This is a genomic window from Lacrimispora amygdalina, from assembly GCF_900205965.1.
GTDB classification, from domain to species: domain Bacteria; phylum Bacillota; class Clostridia; order Lachnospirales; family Lachnospiraceae; genus Lacrimispora; species Lacrimispora amygdalina_A.
This window is the reverse complement of record NZ_OAOF01000001.1, coordinates 454270-471688: the sequence shown is the minus strand read 5'-3', so window position 1 is coordinate 471688 and position 17419 is coordinate 454270. Positions and strand designations below refer to the sequence as shown.

At 42.3% G+C, this 17419-nt stretch carries 15 protein-coding genes and 1 pseudogene; 13 read left to right on the top strand and 3 right to left on the bottom strand.

What is annotated here, in order from left to right:
* Positions 1–173 precede the first annotated feature (173 nt).
* Genes CRO04_RS02260 through CRO04_RS02240 form a run of 5 tightly spaced genes read left to right on the top strand, consistent with a single transcriptional unit; the run spans position 174 to position 5086 of the window.
* Positions 174–959, top strand: a complete 786-nt coding sequence (locus CRO04_RS02260) for a glycosyltransferase family A protein (RefSeq protein WP_334293607.1) — start codon at positions 174–176, stop codon at positions 957–959.
* Between the two features lie 25 nt (positions 960–984).
* Complete coding sequence (gene rfbF / locus CRO04_RS02255) at positions 985–1761, top strand: glucose-1-phosphate cytidylyltransferase (RefSeq protein ID WP_097002596.1); 777 nt, start codon at positions 985–987, stop codon at positions 1759–1761.
* A gap of 1 nt (position 1762) precedes the next feature.
* A complete protein-coding gene (gene rfbG, locus CRO04_RS02250; protein WP_097002595.1) occupies positions 1763–2839 on the top strand; it encodes a CDP-glucose 4,6-dehydratase in 1077 nt (358 codons plus the stop codon).
* 24 nt (positions 2840–2863) lie between these two features.
* Positions 2864–4210 carry a lipopolysaccharide biosynthesis protein RfbH gene (gene rfbH, locus CRO04_RS02245; RefSeq protein WP_097002594.1) on the top strand — a complete coding sequence of 449 codons (1347 nt, stop codon included), beginning with the start codon at positions 2864–2866 and terminating at the stop codon, positions 4208–4210.
* Positions 4211–4246: 36 nt separating this feature from the next.
* On the top strand, positions 4247–5086 hold the full coding sequence (locus CRO04_RS02240; RefSeq protein WP_097002593.1) for a LicD family protein: 840 nt from the start codon (positions 4247–4249) through the stop codon (positions 5084–5086).
* A gap of 312 nt (positions 5087–5398) precedes the next feature.
* Here CRO04_RS02240 and CRO04_RS02235 read toward each other — a convergent pair whose 3' ends face one another.
* Positions 5399–6922, bottom strand: a complete 1524-nt coding sequence (locus CRO04_RS02235; protein ID WP_097002592.1) for a BCCT family transporter — start codon at positions 6920–6922, stop codon at positions 5399–5401.
* Positions 6923–7170: 248 nt separating this feature from the next.
* Here CRO04_RS02235 and CRO04_RS02230 point away from each other — a divergent pair, with 248 nt between their 5' ends.
* Positions 7171–7773 carry a hypothetical protein gene (locus CRO04_RS02230; protein WP_097002591.1) on the top strand — a complete coding sequence of 201 codons (603 nt, stop codon included), beginning with the start codon at positions 7171–7173 and terminating at the stop codon, positions 7771–7773.
* 57 nt (positions 7774–7830) lie between these two features.
* On the opposite strand, the gene CRO04_RS02225 is transcribed toward CRO04_RS02230, so the two are convergent.
* Positions 7831–8808: a zinc dependent phospholipase C family protein gene (locus CRO04_RS02225; RefSeq protein WP_097002590.1), complete on the bottom strand. Its 978-nt coding sequence runs from the start codon at positions 8806–8808 to the stop codon at positions 7831–7833.
* Positions 8809–8958: 150 nt separating this feature from the next.
* Here CRO04_RS02225 and CRO04_RS02220 point away from each other — a divergent pair, with 150 nt between their 5' ends.
* The 5 genes and pseudogenes from CRO04_RS02220 (at position 8959) to CRO04_RS02195 (ending at position 15042) form a co-directional block, all read left to right on the top strand.
* Entirely contained in the window at positions 8959–10308 is a 1350-nt protein-coding gene (locus tag CRO04_RS02220) for an alanine/glycine:cation symporter family protein (protein WP_097002589.1), read from the top strand.
* A 99-nt stretch (positions 10309–10407) separates the two neighbouring features.
* Positions 10408–12471 (top strand): annotated as a pseudogene (locus CRO04_RS02210) (thioredoxin domain-containing protein).
* Between the two features lie 53 nt (positions 12472–12524).
* The gene (locus CRO04_RS02205; protein WP_097002586.1) at positions 12525–13484 is read left to right on the top strand and encodes a choloylglycine hydrolase family protein; all 960 of its coding nucleotides are present in this window, start codon (positions 12525–12527) and stop codon (positions 13482–13484) included.
* 289 nt (positions 13485–13773) lie between these two features.
* Positions 13774–14292 carry a peptidylprolyl isomerase gene (locus tag CRO04_RS02200; protein WP_097002585.1) on the top strand — a complete coding sequence of 173 codons (519 nt, stop codon included), beginning with the start codon at positions 13774–13776 and terminating at the stop codon, positions 14290–14292.
* A gap of 3 nt (positions 14293–14295) precedes the next feature.
* Positions 14296–15042 (top strand): GNAT family N-acetyltransferase, encoded by a 747-nt coding sequence (locus CRO04_RS02195; protein WP_097002584.1) that lies wholly within the window; start codon positions 14296–14298, stop codon positions 15040–15042.
* Here the strand turns inward: CRO04_RS02195 and CRO04_RS02190 are convergent.
* A complete protein-coding gene (locus CRO04_RS02190; RefSeq protein WP_097002583.1) occupies positions 14951–15682 on the bottom strand; it encodes a hypothetical protein in 732 nt (243 codons plus the stop codon). The two genes, CRO04_RS02195 and CRO04_RS02190, sit on opposite strands and share 92 nt — an antisense overlap.
* Before the next feature lie 174 nt (positions 15683–15856).
* On the opposite strand from CRO04_RS02190, the gene CRO04_RS02185 reads away from it, so the two are divergent.
* Entirely contained in the window at positions 15857–16630 is a 774-nt protein-coding gene (locus CRO04_RS02185; RefSeq protein ID WP_097002582.1) for a YesL family protein, read from the top strand.
* A gap of 139 nt (positions 16631–16769) precedes the next feature.
* Entirely contained in the window at positions 16770–17354 is a 585-nt protein-coding gene (locus CRO04_RS02180; protein ID WP_097002581.1) for a GTP pyrophosphokinase, read from the top strand.
* Positions 17355–17419: the final 65 nt, after the last annotated feature.

Below are 17419 nucleotides of genomic sequence, written 5' to 3'. Positions count from 1 at the left end.
ACATGTAATATAACACGCGTTATCAGCACTGTCAATAGTAGAGTGCTAATTTTATAAAAAGTTTAGAATCAACAACAGGTAATTTCTTTCAAAATAATGAATATGGTAGTAAGTTTGATTGTTTTTATGATATAATCATACCCAGACTAAAACAATTGTATTCTTAGAGGTAAATAATGAAACCACATGCATTTGCAATCTGCGCTTACAGGGATTCTCCTTATTTGGAATCCTGTATCCAATCTATTATGGCCCAGAGTGTGGAATCCGATGTTATACTATGTACTTCAACGCCTAGTTGCTATATAAGCGGACTGGCAGACAAGTACGGGATTCCTCTTTTTATCAGACATGAAAAAAGCAACATCCGCGATGACTGGAATTTTGCCTATTACATGGCAGACGCTGTATTTGTAACAATCGCACATCAGGATGATCTCTATCAGAAAAACTATGTGAAGAGGCTTCTGGATTGTTACAGAACGTATCCGGACATGACTTTGTTTACGGGCGGCTATACCGTTTTAAAAAAGGACAAGACTGCAGTACTTGAGCCGGTTGAATTGATTAAACGGATTTTGCGTCTGCCTTTGCGCCTGCGCTTTCTCAGTCATTTGTCCTGGGTGAAAAAAAGTGTCCTGCTTTTTGGGAATTCCATCTGCTGTCCTGCATGTGCATACAATAAAGAACAATTGGGGGAACCTCTTTTTACCTCCCCTTATCATTTTGCCCTGGACTGGGATACGCTCTTTAAGCTGTCTAAGCTGCCCGGCCGTTTTATTTGTGTGGAGAGACCGCTTATTTTCTACCGGGTTCATGAGGCGGCGGCAACAAAGGCGGCGATAGAAGACAACAGCCGTTTAGAGGAAGAGACGGAGATGTTTAGAAAGATGTGGCCGGAACCGGTTGTTAAGGTGCTGATGCATTTTTACCGTAAGGCTTATCACGAATATGAATAAAGGAATATCAGGAGGAAGCAGCGCAATGAAGGTGGTATTATTAGCAGGTGGTTTTGGGACGAGAATCAGCGAACAGAGCCATTTAAAACCAAAGCCAATGATTGAAATCGGAGAAAAGCCAATTTTATGGCATATAATGAAATATTATTCACAATTTGGCTTCCATGATTTTGTAATCTGCCTGGGTTACAAGCAGTACGTGGTAAAAGAATTTTTTGCAGATTATTTTCTGCATACATCAGATGTAACGTTTGATCTGGCCAACAACAGCATGGAGGTACATAATAATTATTCAGAACCGTGGAAGGTAACGCTTGTGGATACGGGACTGAACACCATGACTGGAGGACGAGTGAAACGTATTCAGCCCTACATCGGAGACGAACCCTTTATGCTTACCTATGGAGACGGGGTCTGTGATGTGGATTTAAATGAGCTATTGAAGTTTCATGAGAACCATGGAAAGACAGCAACCATGACAACGGTCAACATTGCCCAGCTAAAGGGTGTGTTGGACATTGATGAGGGAGATGTTGTCCGCTCATTCAGAGAAAAGGATGAGACAGATGCGAGCCTGATCAACGGTGGTTTTATGGTACTTAATCCGGAGATTTTCTCTTATCTGGAAGATGATACCACCGTATTGGAGCAGAGGCCTTTGCAGAGACTGGCAGCAGAAGGCCAGCTCATGAGCTTCCATCATACCGGATTCTGGCAGTGTATGGATACCCAGAGAGAGATGAAAAAACTGGAAGATTTATGGCAGTCAGGGAATGCGCCCTGGAAAATATGGGAGAATTAATATGGAGAACAGAACAAAGGACCGATGGAAGGAATTTTCTGAATTTTATAATGGAAAGAGAGTACTTCTTACCGGGCATACCGGTTTTAAAGGAGCATGGCTTAGCCGTATGCTGATAAAAGCTGGTGCTAAGGTAACCGGTTATTCACTTCAGTCACCAACCGATCCTGCCCTGTTTGAAGTAGCAGGGTTATCCGGGCAGATGAATTCTGTAATCGGGGATATCAGGGATCTTGAACATTTAAAAACAGTTTTTCATAATACAAAACCTGAAATTGTATTTCATCTGGCAGCACAGCCCATTGTAAGAGATTCCTATAAAGACCCGGTTTATACCTATGAAACCAATGTGATGGGTACAGTCAATCTTTTAGAGTGCGTCCGCCTTACCGATAGCGTCCGGTCCTTTCTTAATGTAACAACTGACAAAGTATATGAGAATAAGGAATGGGAATATGGTTATCGGGAATGTGATCCACTGGATGGCTATGATCCTTACTCAAACAGTAAATCCTGTTCTGAGCTTGTGACGCACAGCTATGCCAAATCTTTCTTTTCCGGAAGAGGTACGGCGATCTCCACTTCAAGGGCAGGCAACGTCATAGGAGGGGGAGATTTTGCCAATGACAGAATCATTCCGGACTGTATCCGATCTGCCATTAAAAATCAGGAAATCATATTGAGAAATCCTGATTCCACAAGACCTTATCAGCATGTTTTAGAGCCGTTGGCTGTCTATATGACCATCGCCATGAAACAGTATGAGGATGACTCTTACCAGGGATACTATAATGTTGGACCTGATGATAAGGATTGTGTTACAACCGGCGAATTAACCAATCTGTTCTGCGAAGCATGGGGACAGGGAATTACCTGGTCCGCCAAACCGGATGATGGTCCTCATGAAGCGAATTTTTTAAAGCTGGACTGCTCCAAGATAAAGCGGGTGTTCGGCTGGACTCCCAGGTATGGAGTGAAGGAAGCTGTTAATAAGACTGTGGAATGGACCAGAGAGTATCTGGCCGGAGCAGATATGATAACTGTGATGGACCGGCAGATTGGCGAATTCTTTCATTAATAGTGTAAGAGAGGAAATTATTCTATGATCAATAATAAAACAGAAAAAGAAGCAAGGGAAGAAATTCTGGCACTTGTAAAGGAATACTGTGATACTTATCACAATCAGAAGAAACCGTTTGAAGATGGTGACAGAATCCCCTATGCTTCCAGAGTATATGACAGTAAGGAAATGGTCAATCTGGTAGACAGCTCTTTGGAGTTCTGGCTTACCTCCGGCCGTTATACCGATGAATTTGAAAAGAAATTCTCTAAATATTTAAACGTAAGGTTCTGTTCTCTGGTGAATTCCGGATCCTCAGCCAATTTACTTGCGTTTATGGCGCTTACCTCCCCGCTTTTAAAGGAGCGTCAGGTTAAAAGAGGAGATGAAGTGATTACTGTAGCAGCCGGGTTCCCCACAACGGTGAACCCAGTGATTCAATATGGTGCAGTACCGGTATTTGTTGACGTGACCATTCCCCAGTACAACATTGATGTGACGATGTTAGAAGCGGCGCGTTCTGATAAGACAAAGGCAGTTATGATCGCTCATACCCTGGGTAATCCATACGATTTATCTGCAGTTAAAGCATTCTGCGACAAATATAATTTATGGCTGGTGGAAGACAACTGTGACGCACTTGGTACCGTTTATACCATTGATGGAGAAGAGCGTTTTTCAGGAACCATCGGAGATATTGGAACCTCCAGTTTTTACCCGCCTCACCATATGACAATGGGAGAGGGTGGAGCCGTATACACCAACGATGCCCTGTTAAACCGGATTATCCGTTCTTTCCGTGATTGGGGCCGTGACTGTGTATGCCCTTCCGGAACGGACAATTTGTGCGGGCACCGGTTTGACCGCCAGTACGGAGAGCTGCCGCTGGGTTATGACCACAAGTACGTTTATTCCCATTTTGGTTATAATTTAAAGGCGACGGATATGCAGGCTTCCATTGGCTGTGCGCAGATTGAAAAATTCCCATCTTTTGTGGAACGCAGACGCCATAATTTCAGCCGTCTTCACGAAGCATTAAAAGATACGCAGGAAAAGCTGATTTTACCAGAGCCCTGTCCTGGATCAAAACCAAGCTGGTTTGGATTTCTTATAACCTGTAAAGAAGGTGTTGACAGGAACCAGCTGGTTCAGTATGTGGAATCAAAAGGTGTCCAGACCAGAATGCTTTTTGCAGGAAATTTAACCAAGCATCCATGCTTCAATCAGATGAGGGAGGCAGGCAGTGGGTACAGGATTGTGGGTGAATTAAAGAATACGGACCGGATTATGGAGGATACCTTCTGGATTGGTGTTTATCCGGGTATGACAGATGACATGATTGACTATATGGCGAAAACCATAAAGGAAGGCTTAAACCAGCAGGCTTAAGTATCGTTTTTCTGTCTTAGTCAGAATGGAGGAATTATGAAGGAGTATGATCTGACAAAGGTGCATCAGGCAAATCTGAAGATTCTAAAAGAGATAGACCGGATCTGCAGGAAGCATGGGATTCAATACTTACTGGATTCAGGAACTCTTCTTGGTGCAATAAGACACAAGGGATTTATTCCGTGGGATGACGATGCAGATGTGGCATTTACCCGTTCCAATTACCAGGCCTTTCTGCAGGTGGTGAGAGCCGAACTTCCGGATGATATGGAACTTCTCGAACCAAAGGATCTGCGGGGAGGGAAGGCCTTTTATGATTTTACAGCCAGAATCATTTATAAGAAAAGCAGAACCCATGATGATACTGCTGAGATGAAATATTATGAGGGCAGATTAAATCATCTGTGGGTGGATTTATTTACCATTGATGAGCTGCCTGAGAACAAATTGTCATCAACCGTCACATTATTGCTTCATACAGTGATATATGGTCTTGCCATGGGTCACAGGTATCAAGTTGATTTAAAAAAATACAGCCTGTTAAACGGAATATGCGTGGGGATTCTGGCACTGGCGGGTAAGCTGATTCCCATGAGCGTCTTAAGAAAGCTTCAGTACTGGGCGGCAGTCAAAGACCGGAAGGGAAAAAGCGGTCTGCGCTATTACAGTAATTATCAGCCTGATTATTTATATGTGACGTTAAAGAAAGAATGGTGTGAACAGACTGTGGATCTGGAGTTTGAAGATACGAAATTGATGGCGCCTAAGGGCTGGCATGAAGTTCTTACCTGGATTTACGGAGATTATAAGAAGCTTCCCCCAAAGGAAAATCAGGTACCTACTCACTCCAGTATGGAAATTGAGATTTATGAATAGAGGTTATACTTTAAACGATTACAAAACTTTATAAAAGAGTGAGAATAATAGACTCTGCTAGTTTCTGTAGAGTCTATTATTTATTATACGAGGACATAGATTATGAATAAATTATACAAAAAGATTTCTGCTATTATACCTTTCCTTTTACAAAGAGAAAGTTGGTATATATTAATTTAAATTAGTATTGTTGTTTTTGATAGTAAAATAGAGAGGGTGCTACAAAACTAAGTAATTTAGCTTTGCAGCACCCTTCTTTTTTTCCTAAAGTTTGACAGGAGCTTTGCTCTTGATATAAGGTCAAGAGGATTTTCAGGACTGATTTAAATATTCCTTCGCATCCCGAAAGAAGCTGAAGATAATAAGAAGTATGATAATGCCGATGGGAAACGCGGCGATTATAGATACCGTCTGTAAGTTTGCCATTGAATTTTCTGAGAAAATAAGGGCGATTGGGAATAACATCAAAAGAATGGCCCAAAACAGCTTCACGTGCTTATGGGGTTCTTCGTTGTCAGGCAGCTCCCGATAGGAATAGGAAGAAGCAACCAGTGTCAGTGCATCGAAGGACGTTGCATAAAACGCAATCATGGTGACTGCCAGAAGCACCAGGCCCATCTTATAGTAAGGCAGTGTTTCTAAAATTGCCAGTATGGTCTGATAAAGATTCTGGGTTGACTGATAGATTCCCAGTACATCAAGGATTCCTTTCGTCTGAAGTGCAAGGCTGTAATTTCCTAATATAATAAAGGAAGTAAAGGTCCCGGATAGACCGAAAAAATAACCGCCCAGAACCGTCTGTCTGATCGTGCGCCCCTTGCTGATGGTGCCGATAAAAAACGGAGTGGCCACACACCATACCATCCAATATGCCCAATAAAAGATCGTCCAGTTCTGGGGAAAGGATGAAGTCCGCAGTGCATCGGTCCAGGTGGACAGGCCTATGAAATTCTGGGTCAGGTTTCCGATTGCAGTAATCCCTGTTTCAATGGTATATCTTGCCTGCCCGCCGCCGATAAGAACGTAAAGCAAAAGTCCGAAGAATAAATAGGTACAGGAGTCAGCAAGCTTTGATATCCCCTTCATTCCGAAATAAACCGTAACTGTATATACGGTACAGATGATAACCAGTATTCCGATGGTCAGGAACCTGGATTCAGGCAGTCCGGTTACCCGGCTGACTGCCATGGAAAGCAGCGGTGTTGCCAGAGAAAACGTAGTAGCAGTTCCAGCCAGCAAAGCGAAAACAGCAATCAGATCAATCAGTTTTCCAGCAGGTCCGTCTACCAGTTTACCAAGGATTGGCCGGCAGGCTTCAGAATATTTTTGTTTCGTCCGTTTTTTAACATGAAGCATAAAACCAAAGGCAACAGCAAGAACCAGATAAAAGCTCCAGGGGATAGGTCCCCAGTGAAACAGAGGATAGGTGGAAGCCCAGTCCTGTACGGAGCCTAGTTCACTTATGTGAGGCTCCCCTGCATAAAGCAGCCATTCACAAAGGGAGTAAAATAAAATATCGGCTGCAAGACCTGCCGTAAACATCATGGCTCCCCATTTAAAATTAGAGTATAAAGGTTTCTCACAATCTCCCAGTCTGATTGTTCCATATCGGGAAAAAGCCATATAGAGGGAGCAGAAAAACGTGATCAGCCCGATAATCAGGTAATAGCTGCCAAGCTCATCTCCCAGAAAGGAACGGATAGAGGCTAATACATCTCCTGAGGCTTTGGGGTATGTAAGAAACAGAATGCATAATAAAACAATCCCTGCAAACGGTACCAGGGTAGTCATAATATCCAGCTTTTTTATCAATGATAAATTCTCTTTGTTGTTCATTTTATGGCTCCTTTGAAGTTCAAAAAATATATTTACAACTCATTATTGAACATAATACCACGGACTATACAAAAATGCAAGATTGAATACAATAATATTTAGAGTTACATGGAATTAGAGGAAATACAATACAGGAGTGCCATAAAAAAGTCTAATGAATTTGTGAAGATTTTCTGACTTTTTGCTGAAAGCACTACAAAAAAAAGTCCGGATCGGATATAATGGTGATGTTCATTAAGGAGGATATTATGATGAGGAACAAAGTGCTAATAATATGTGCCGTTTCAGCAATGCTGTTAACGGGCTGTACCCAGAGCCATATTCTTGCAGGTGGTGGTCCTGCAGAACCTGTCTTTGAAACGCAGCAGGGAATTGTATTGGACTGGACTCAGATTGGAAATGATATGGATGAAGAATTTGTGGATAATCAAGAATATCCTATGGCTCTCAGTGTCAATTACAGCATGGATCCAAAGGAGAAGAGTCTTGATTTAACGTTGATTGTTAAAGAAGGGACGACTCCGGAAGAAGCGGTTACATTTGCTAATGCAGCAGTGCGCTATTTGAATGATGTAGCGGCTGATCAGGATTTCAGCATTGAGAGATCAAGTGATACCTCATACGGAGGTTTTTTTAAGGATAATGATCTGCATTTGATTGTAATGCCGGATTATACAATGAACAAGAAGCAGTACTGGCTGGTGGATATGGATATTCCAAAAGGTTCTGATGAAAAAATTGTACCGAAGGAAGGTGCGGTTGTGATGGAAACAACGGCAGCTGACGATACAGAGCAAGCAGATGAGAGTGAAACAGAAGCGGAAGAGGAGCAGACACAGGCTTCTAAGTAAAAACAGTTATAAAAAGCATGGAACAAAACGCGTCAGGCGTTATGTTCCATGCTTTTTTTAATCCACCGCAAGTCCGCTGTGGTAGGAATAATTTCCCAGCTCTCGCAGCAGCTTATTATGATCCAGGTTATTTAATGGAACCGGAGAGGTTAATTCTTCATTTAACCGGAAAAATACATTCCCGCATTTTGACATAGACTGATGAAACAGTTCAGGGAAAGACGCTTTGGAGGCAAGTCTCCGGTCCCAGGGGTTACACCAGGTCTCATGATTCAGATTAAATGTAATCACAGGATCAGAGGTTATATCAGTAACCAGTTTCCGTGATGCCACGGGCGTTCTAAGGAACAGGGATTCCACAAATTCAATGCTGTTTTTCTTACGGCTGTTCGGGTCAGCCAGTGTCCGGCAGCCTAGACGCATCGCAAGGATGGAGCGTGATACCATGCGGGGAGTAACCTGATAATTATTGCGGTAATTCAGCGGATAGTAAGTATCATTAATGCAGGTTGACAAAAAGCCGGAGATAAACTGCATCTCCTGGCCATTTAAGCAGATGGTAGCTGCCTGATTAAACTGGGATGGCTTTTTCTTTTTATAGATCATTAATAAAAGTGCATCAATATCATTCTCCAGCATGGCATGAAGTCCGTGATAATAGTTTCCGGAATTCTTAATATCGTACTCAATTCTTCCGTATACATAGGGGTGGCAGATGGAGTCTCCGATATAATGACAGAAGTAGCCACTCATATATGCGATGGCCTGTTCTCTCTGTTGTCTGGATTCAATGGAAGCTATTTGGTTTAAGCTGTTAACGAAAAAGCTGTTCACATGATTTTCATGCATATAGGAGCCAACGTTGCGGTAATCTCTGTGTCGGAGAATAGGGATATTATAGAAAAATATATCCGGCCCCTGGAGGCCGAGCTGATATAGCCAGCGGTATTTGGAGATAATTCGCTTTAACGGAGTATTGGGCATATTATTAAATGCCTTGACACCTAATAAGTAGTGGGTGGTAAAACCCGGCATATTGTTCACCTCGTATTTGTTGTAAATAATACATTACATAATAAGATTATATCATAGTAAAATTAAATTTGTATAAAAATGAATGGAAATTTTCATACAATCCTCCTGGATGGAATATGTGATAAAGAGGACAATTAAGGAGTAAAAGGTATGATTCATTACATACATGAACTGGTATGGGGCCCATGGCTTTTGGTTCTGTTTCTGGGAATCGGAATTTTTTATACTATAAAAACCGGTTTTTTCCAATTCAGAAAGCTAACCTATTGGTGGAAACAGACCATCGGCAGTATAACGGATGACGAGGATGAGGAAAATGGAGATGTGACCAAATTTCAGACGGCCTGTACTGCTTTAGCAGCTACCATAGGAACTGGTAATATCGTGGGTGTGGCTACTGCGTTAACAGCGGGAGGCCCGGGAGCCATCTTCTGGATGTGGGTATCTGCGGCCATCGGTATGATGACAGGATATGCGGAGACGATGCTGGGGATCCGCTACCGCTACCGGGATCAGAAGGGAGCATGGATCTGCGGTCCCATGGTCTATCTGGAAAGAGGATTAAAGCTTCCGGTACTGGGAATGGTATACAGCTTTCTCTGCATTATGGTATCACTGGGGATGGGAAGTATGGTCCAGTCTAATTCCATTGCGGAAACAATGAAATATTCCTTTCAGGTTCCAACCGCGTTAGCCGGAATCTTACTGACCGGTCTGGTTTTGCTTGTGGTTTTGGGCGGAATCAGCCGGATCGCTTTCGTATCGGAACGAATGATACCTTTGGCTTCCGGAATATATATGTTGTTTTCCATGGTTGTTATTATGTCCTGTTATGATAAAATTCCATATATCTTTCATATTATTTTTCAGGATGCATTCCGGCCTGTTTCCGTTTTTTCAGGAGCTGCCGGATTTGGGATCAGCAAAAGTCTTCAATACGGAATTTCCCGCGGAGTCTTTTCCAATGAAGCAGGCCTTGGCAGCATGGCGGTTTTGCACGGAGCAGCAGAAAATACCACACCGGAAAAACAGGGAATGTGGGCGATGTTTGAAGTGTTTTTTGATACCGTTATTATTTGTACCATGACTGCATTTGTCATACTGTGTATGACAGAAGGAGATGCAGCCGCCTCCGGTTATGACGGTGCAGCGCTCACTGCGTACAGCTTTTCCAGACGTCTGGGAGGTCTTGGAGAATATGTGGTGTCCGGCTCCATGCTGGTGTTTGCATTTGCAACCATCATAGCCTGGTATTATCTTGGAAAGCAGGCTGCGGGTTATCTGGCAGAAAGTCTGAAAAAGCGGAATTGTCTCTATCTGCTGCAGCGGATTTTGAGAGGGAAGATCTATACCCTTCTTTATCTGTGCGCGGTGTTTGTGGGGTGCCTGGCAAAACTTGAAACAGTCTGGGAATTTTCCGATATCTGGAATGGGCTTATGGCAGTTCCTAATATTATTGCGCTTATATTTCTTATGAAGGAAGTGAGAGTTCCGCAGTAGAATACCTGCCGCTGGTATATTAGTGGCTATGTGGCTTGCATAGTCACTTTTTGTTTGGGTATAATAAGGTTAAATTTTTATTTAAGGAGGTGATGCCCTATGACAATTAGCAAGATACCCAATAGATTAATACATGAAAAAAGTCCTTATCTGCTTCAGCATGCTTATAATCCAGTTGAATGGTGGCCTTGGTGTGAACAAGCATTTATAAAAGCAAAAGCAGAAGATAAGCCTATTTTCTTATCTATTGGGTATTCCTGACGTTGGTAATAGAAATCATGTTGTCACTGGTGTCACGTTATGGCTCATGAATCTTTTGAAGATCAGGAATCAGCTGACGTATTAAACAAAAATTATATTTCAATCAAAGTAGATCGTGAAGAACGTCCCGATATTGATTCTGTATATATGTCGGTTTGCCAGGCACTCACAGGATCAGGAGGCTGGCCGCTCACCATTATTATGACTCCGGACCAGAAACCTTTTTATGCTGCCACCTATTTACCCAAACATACAAGATGGGGGAATACCGGGCTGATAGAGGTCTTAAATGCCATTAGCGGGCTATGGGGTAATGACAGGAATAAGGTGTATCAGGCAGGAGAAGAAATCACACGCTATTTAAATGAAGAAAAGGATAGCGAAGCCAGTGATTTTGATCCCGGTAAGGAACTGCTTTTTTCTGCGGTGCAACAGTTGAAGAGCTCTTATGATGAAACCTGGGGCGGATTTGGCAGAGCGCCCAAATTTCCAATGGCTCATAATCTGATATTCCTGATGCGTCATTCTTTTTATGAACAGGACCAGACGGTCCGGATGATGTGTGAATCAACCTTAAGACATATGTTCAGGGGTGGAATCTACGATCATATCGGCGGTGGTTTCTCCCGTTATTCTACCGATGAAAAGTGGCTGGTTCCCCATTTTGAAAAAATGCTGTATGACAATGCACTTCTTTCTTATGCCTTTGTGGAAGCTTACGGGCTGACCGGAGAGCTATTTTACAAAGAAACAGCCAGAGGAATCCTGGGTTATGTGATGGAAACTCTCATAGACAAAGAAGGGGGATTTTACTGCGGAGAGGATGCTGACAGCGAAGGTGTGGAAGGAAAGTTTTATGTATTTGGAAAAGATGAAATCACAAAGATATTAAAAGAAGATGCGCCGCTCTTCTGCCAATGGTTCTCAGTTACGGCAGAGGGTAATTTTGAAGGGAAAAACATTCCTAATCTCATACAAAATAAAGAATACGAGAAAAAGGAAGAGAAAATAAGCAGGCTGTGCAGTATACTCTATGATTATCGGCTGCAAAGAACCGTACTTCACAAGGATGATAAAATCCTGACTTCCTGGAATGGGCTCATGATAGCAGGTATGGCAAAAGCGTACCAGCTTCTTGAAGAGGACGAATATTTACAGGCCGCCAGAAATGCCCAGATGTTTCTTGAAGAAAAACTCACAGACAAGGATGGAAGGCTATTTATCCGCTACCGTGACGGAGAAGCCGGACATGACGGGCAGCTGGATGATTATGCATTCTACGCATTTGGTCTGTTAGAGATGTACCAGGCATGCTTTGAGGTTTCATACCTTGAAAAAGCGGTGAATATCTGTGAAAGGATGGTTCTTCTGTTTTTTGATAATAAAAATGGAGGATTCTATATGTATGCACATGACAGGGAAAAGCTGATCAGCCGTCCCAAGGAGCTTTATGACGGAGCACTGCCATCTGGAAATTCCGTTGCTGCTTATGTTATTGGTAAGCTTTATCACCTGACCGGTGAGATAAAATGGCAGGAGATTTTAAATAAGCAGTTAAGATGGATGGGAGGAGAAGCAGAACGAAGTCCTGCAAACCATTGCTTTTCCCTGCTGGCATTTCAGACGGTTCTCTATCCGGCTGCACAGATCGTTGCAGTATCGCCGGAAAGGGGAATAGAGAGAGAACTTCTCAGTTTAAAAAAAGAGGTATTTGCCGGGATTGATCTTATACTAAAAACTCCGGAGAACAAAGAGCGGTTGTCACTTATTGCTCCATTTACAAAAGAGTATCCGGCAGATTCCGTGAAAAGCCAGTTTTATCTCTGTAAAAACGGGACGTGTCTAAAACCAGTGGAGAGTATTGACGAATTAAAAGAAGCAATCAGGGCCTTACCATCATAAATCAGCCGGTGAGCCATATATATATTTAAATAACCTAAACCAGGGGAATATCTATGTGCACGGCTATGACATTACAGACGAAAGAGGGAGAAATGTTTTTCGGCAGAAATATGGATTTTTCATATGATATCGACCCACACCTTTTTATAGTTCCTTCAAATTTTCAATGGACGAACGCACTGAACGGAATTCAGATGAGGGATGGTTACCGCTTTATTGGGATCGGACAGGAGACTGATGGGCTTTTGGGCTTTTTCGACGGAGTAAATGAAAGAGGATTTGCAGCTGCAGCTCTTTATTTTGCCGGGTACGCAAAATATGAAGACCGGATAACTGCAAAGGGTCCAACTCCGGTTGCTTCTTTTGAATTCCTTCATTATATATTGGGAACATGTACCTCTGTGAAAGATTTAAGAAAACTGGTTAAACAGGTTACTATAATTGGAATGGAAGACCCTGTTACCGGTACCGCAGCACCACTCCATTGGATTGCAGCTGACAGGACCGGTGACTGTGCAGTAGTCGAACAGACAGAGTCTGGAATTGCAGTTATCAATAATCCTATTGGCGTTCTGGCAAACAGTCCGGACCTCCCATGGCATATGACCAATTTAAGGAATTATATGGAGGCTGCTCCGCAGCAGATAGAAGAAGCGAGCTGGAACGGTGTAAGACTTACTCCATTCGGTCAGGCAGGAGGAACCAGGGCACTTCCGGGAGGTTATACCTCTCCGGACCGTTTCGTGCGGACGGCATATTTAAAATCCTTTCTTCCGGTTCCCCTAAACCGGAAGGAGGCGGTAGTATCCTGCTTTCACATCATGGAAGGAGTGACCATTCCAAAAGGGGCAGTGGTGACAGGGCGGGGTTCTTATGATTATACTAAGTATACGGCATTTATGAATACAGCATCCTGTGAGTATTATTTTAAAACCTATGACAGTCTTCAGGTGTGTGCGGCTGGGCTTTTTGACAAAAATACGGGGATCATACAACCAGTGAATCTGGGTTAAATACTGCAGAAACAAAAAAAGGAACTGTCTGACAGCAGTTCCTTAAATGTTAGTTATATAAAAGGGAGGAGAGCTGATAATAATATTATCAGCTCATGTATTATGAAAAAAATCTTATAAGCATATTTCATTTACATTTTTAGTATATCCATAAAACGTGAAGAAATCATGTTGTTTGTGTAAAAGATTTTTGAATGAATTTGAAACAAAGTATGAACACTAGACAAAAACTTAAGGATTTGATAAAATACACACATATGTTAAACTTTATACAAGAAAGGGAAAAAACATGAAAAATCCTGTTATTACAATTACAATGGAGAACGGTGATGTGATAAAAGCAGAGCTTTACCCGGAAATAGCACCGAATACAGTGAATAATTTTATCAGTCTTGTTAAAAAAGGCTACTATGACGGACTGATTTTCCACAGAGTGATTAACGGCTTTATGATTCAGGGCGGCTGCCCCCAGGGAACCGGAACCGGCGGCCCCGGATATTCCATTAAAGGAGAATTCAGCCAGAATGGTGTTTCCAATACTTTAAAGCATTCAGAGGGAGTTCTTTCCATGGCAAGAGCCATGAACCCGGATTCCGCTGGATCACAGTTCTTTATCATGCATAAGGCTGCTCCTCACTTAGATGGCGCTTATGCTGCATTTGGAAAAGTAATTGAAGGAATGGATATTGTCAATCAGATCGCAGACGTGAAAACCGATTACAATGACCGCCCGATGACGGAACAGAAGATTCAGTCTATGACGGCAGATACCTTTGGAGAAGAGTATCCGGAACCGGAGACTTTATAAATTATGATATGGGAGCGGGAAATTACCGTTGAAGGGAAGAATTTCCGGGTTACCATATCAGACGAATATGAAGCCCTGCGCTCTGCTTTGGCAGTAGGCAGGGCTGTTATTGGTTTATGGGACCGAAGCCGGACGGACCAGTGTCTTTCGCCGGCATCTTATCTGGTGGAATCTTTCGCGGATATTACCCCTGAACTGCTGGAACGTGTTGTCAGGAGAAAGGACGGGCTTCCATGGCTGATTACGGATACCAGGCGTCTTAAGATACGGGAGTTTACAGCAGCGGATGCAGATAAAATACCACGGGAACCTGATGGAGGACGGGATGGTGCGGTATTTTGCAGCAGATTGTCTTTAGAAAATTATATCAGACATCAGTATGAATTCTACGAATATGGGATTTGGGCTGTTTGCGATAGAAACAGTAAGGCAATAGTCGGAAAAGCCGGTATTTTTAATCTGGATATCAGCGCAGATGAGGAGATTAATTCTTTTATTAAAAAAAATGATACCCCTCTGGAACTGGGATATCATATTTTTACACCATATAGACGTCAGGGATATGCAAAAGAAGCCTGCCAGGCAATTTTAACATATGCAGCATCGTCTATAACAGACAGAATCTACGCCAGGGTAAAGGAAGAAAACCTTGCCTCTGTCAGACTTTTGGAGAGTCTGGGTTTTCAGCTTGCATACCGAATACGTAGCGAATCAGCTTCTCCGCGTTGTCTGTACGAGTGGAATTGCTGATGATTCCCAGAATGGGATCTTCTATATCCAAGCCTGTCTTTTTTAAGAAATCCGTGCTGCCGATCCGGATACCACATGCGATAGTTTCACCGGTCTCCTGGTTGGTCACTTCGTAAAGCTGGTCCTTCACCTTTTCATAGACATCAGGCGGAAGAGCCTGTTTTAAGTCTAAAAAGCCGCCCATCTCTCCAAAGTGATCGATACTGTCCTTTCTGCCGATCATCACGTCCAGCTCTTTGCTGGTGATAAGAGCAGAAAGCTTGGCAAGCTCTGCATAGGTGAATTCCGTCATATCGGAGTTGTCAAAGCTTACAGTCATAGAGTGATCCACATCGATTTTCGTATCGTCGGTCAGACCCAGGTACTGACGAAAGCCCTGGTCAAAGTATTCGCCTGCCAGATCTTCCTGGCTGGTGGTATGGCTGTTTAGTATCACGCAGGAGAGAGCGGTTTCAAAACTGTTGCTTCGGACTGCAGAGAAGATGGAGATAATAAGGGTAACTGCCACTACAGTTCCGATTATGGGTAATTTATAATATTCCCAGATGTACCACAGTCGGTCCTTTAAGTTCATGGTCTTTAACTTATTTTTTTCTTCCTGCAGTGTGTCTTTGAATGTTTTGTCTTCATAGGGGGTCATAGTCTGCGCCTCTTTCTGTTATTAATCCATATACTTTTTAGATTATATCACAGATTGGTGAAATTTCCTCCATATATAAATATAAAAAATTGATGAAATGAAAGAGAATATTTGCTTTTTAAAACTAAATCCGCTATAATAATTTAGACGTTAACGAGAGAAGGGGAATAACATATGTTATCTGGTTTTTTTAATTATGATAATCCGGTTTGGCGTTTTATCGGCAAGTTCGGAGACCTGATTATTTTAAATGTTTTGTGGATTGTCTGCAGTCTTCCGGTTTTTACCATCGGAGCTTCCACCACTGCAGTATATTATGTAACTTTAAAGCTTGCCAGAGACGATGATGGCTATACCATCCGTTCCTTTTTTAAATCCTTTAAAGAAAATTTTAAACAGGCTACGATAATCTGGCTGATCCTTCTTTTAGCAGGAGCTGTACTGGGAGTGGATTTATATTTCTTTGCCCGCCTTTTTAACGGTTCAGCCACTGTTAAGACCGTTATGCTGACTGTATTTCTGGCTATGGCACTGATTTATGCGGCTGTAATCATGTATATTTTCCCGCTCCAGTCAAGATTTTATAATCCAATCAAACGTACTTTTTTCAATGCATTCTTTATGTCTATTCGTCATTTATTCCGCACTATTGGAATGATTGTGATTGACGGTGTGCTTGTTGCAGCCGGTTTTGTGTTTATGATACCGCCTGTGCTGATGATTTTTATGCTGTTTGGTTTCCCATTGCTGGCATTTATCAATTCCTATATCTTATCACCCGTATTTAATCTTTATATGCCGAAGGAAGAGCGGAGAGAGGAAGAGGAATTAAGGCCGCTGTTTGCTGATGACAGTGAACCGGTAAGCAGTATTCTGATGGCGAAAGGTGATGAACAGCCTGAGAAGTCAGAAGATCAGGATAGAGCAAAAGAAGATGTGACAGAATAATGAGAATAAACACCGGTCCCTGCAATGATCTGCATGGGGCCGTTTTTTAATGTAAGGAACGTTCAAAATTTGGACACGCTATGGACACAAAAAAAAGATATACTTTATTCTTATATGAGATTTGTTCTGGAGGTGGAGTATGACCGAAGAAGAGTATTTAAGTTTTATTCAGCCCTATGAGGATGCGCTGAACAATATACAGGTAAGAGTAGATGTGCTGAATAAGGACTATCGGAGAAAAAAACTTAATTATCCCATTCATCATGTACAATACCGGTTGAAACAAAAAGAGAGCATTGAAAATAAGTTAATAAAAAACGGAAAGGCTCCTACCGTCGATTCCGCCAGAGACTGTCTGACTGATATTGCAGGAATCCGGGTGATCTGCTACTTTATCAGAGATATATATGGAATTATCGGTCTGTTAAGAAGACAAACAGACATTGTTGTAATAAAGGAAAGTGATTACATTGAAAATCCCAAACCTAACGGGTATAGAAGTTATCACATTGTGTTCGGAGTTCCGGTTTATCACACAGATGGAATGGAGTACTATCCGGTAGAGGTTCAGCTTCGCACTATGGCGATGGATCTTTGGGCGAGTATGGAGCACAGAATCTGCTACAAGGGAGAAAAAAAGGATGAGGCTGCGGCAGAGTTTATAAACTATGGAGCTGCATTAAAGCAGATGGAGGAGGAAATGGAAGGATTTCTTTCTGACTAATGGACAGGAAAAACCCCGGCACTGTTTAGCCGGGGTTTTTGGAAGTATGATATATAAATATGAGG

Coding starts and splice junctions, on each gene's coding strand:
- rfbH (WP_097002594.1), top strand. CDS start 2,864: ATGATCAATAATAAAACAGAAAAAGAAGCAAGGGAAGAAATTCTGGCA.
- CRO04_RS02190 (WP_097002583.1), bottom strand. CDS start 15,682: ATGACCCCCTATGAAGACAAAACATTCAAAGACACACTGCAGGAAGAA.
- CRO04_RS02185 (WP_097002582.1), top strand. CDS start 15,857: ATGTTATCTGGTTTTTTTAATTATGATAATCCGGTTTGGCGTTTTATC.
- CRO04_RS02235 (WP_097002592.1), bottom strand. CDS start 6,922: ATGAACAACAAAGAGAATTTATCATTGATAAAAAAGCTGGATATTATG.
- CRO04_RS02220 (WP_097002589.1), top strand. CDS start 8,959: ATGATTCATTACATACATGAACTGGTATGGGGCCCATGGCTTTTGGTT.
- CRO04_RS02205 (WP_097002586.1), top strand. CDS start 12,525: ATGTGCACGGCTATGACATTACAGACGAAAGAGGGAGAAATGTTTTTC.
- CRO04_RS02230 (WP_097002591.1), top strand. CDS start 7,171: ATGATGAGGAACAAAGTGCTAATAATATGTGCCGTTTCAGCAATGCTG.
- CRO04_RS02180 (WP_097002581.1), top strand. CDS start 16,770: ATGACCGAAGAAGAGTATTTAAGTTTTATTCAGCCCTATGAGGATGCG.
- CRO04_RS02200 (WP_097002585.1), top strand. CDS start 13,774: ATGAAAAATCCTGTTATTACAATTACAATGGAGAACGGTGATGTGATA.
- CRO04_RS02240 (WP_097002593.1), top strand. CDS start 4,247: ATGAAGGAGTATGATCTGACAAAGGTGCATCAGGCAAATCTGAAGATT.
- rfbF (WP_097002596.1), top strand. CDS start 985: ATGAAGGTGGTATTATTAGCAGGTGGTTTTGGGACGAGAATCAGCGAA.
- CRO04_RS02225 (WP_097002590.1), bottom strand. CDS start 8,808: ATGCCGGGTTTTACCACCCACTACTTATTAGGTGTCAAGGCATTTAAT.
- rfbG (WP_097002595.1), top strand. CDS start 1,763: ATGGAGAACAGAACAAAGGACCGATGGAAGGAATTTTCTGAATTTTAT.
- CRO04_RS02195 (WP_097002584.1), top strand. CDS start 14,296: ATGATATGGGAGCGGGAAATTACCGTTGAAGGGAAGAATTTCCGGGTT.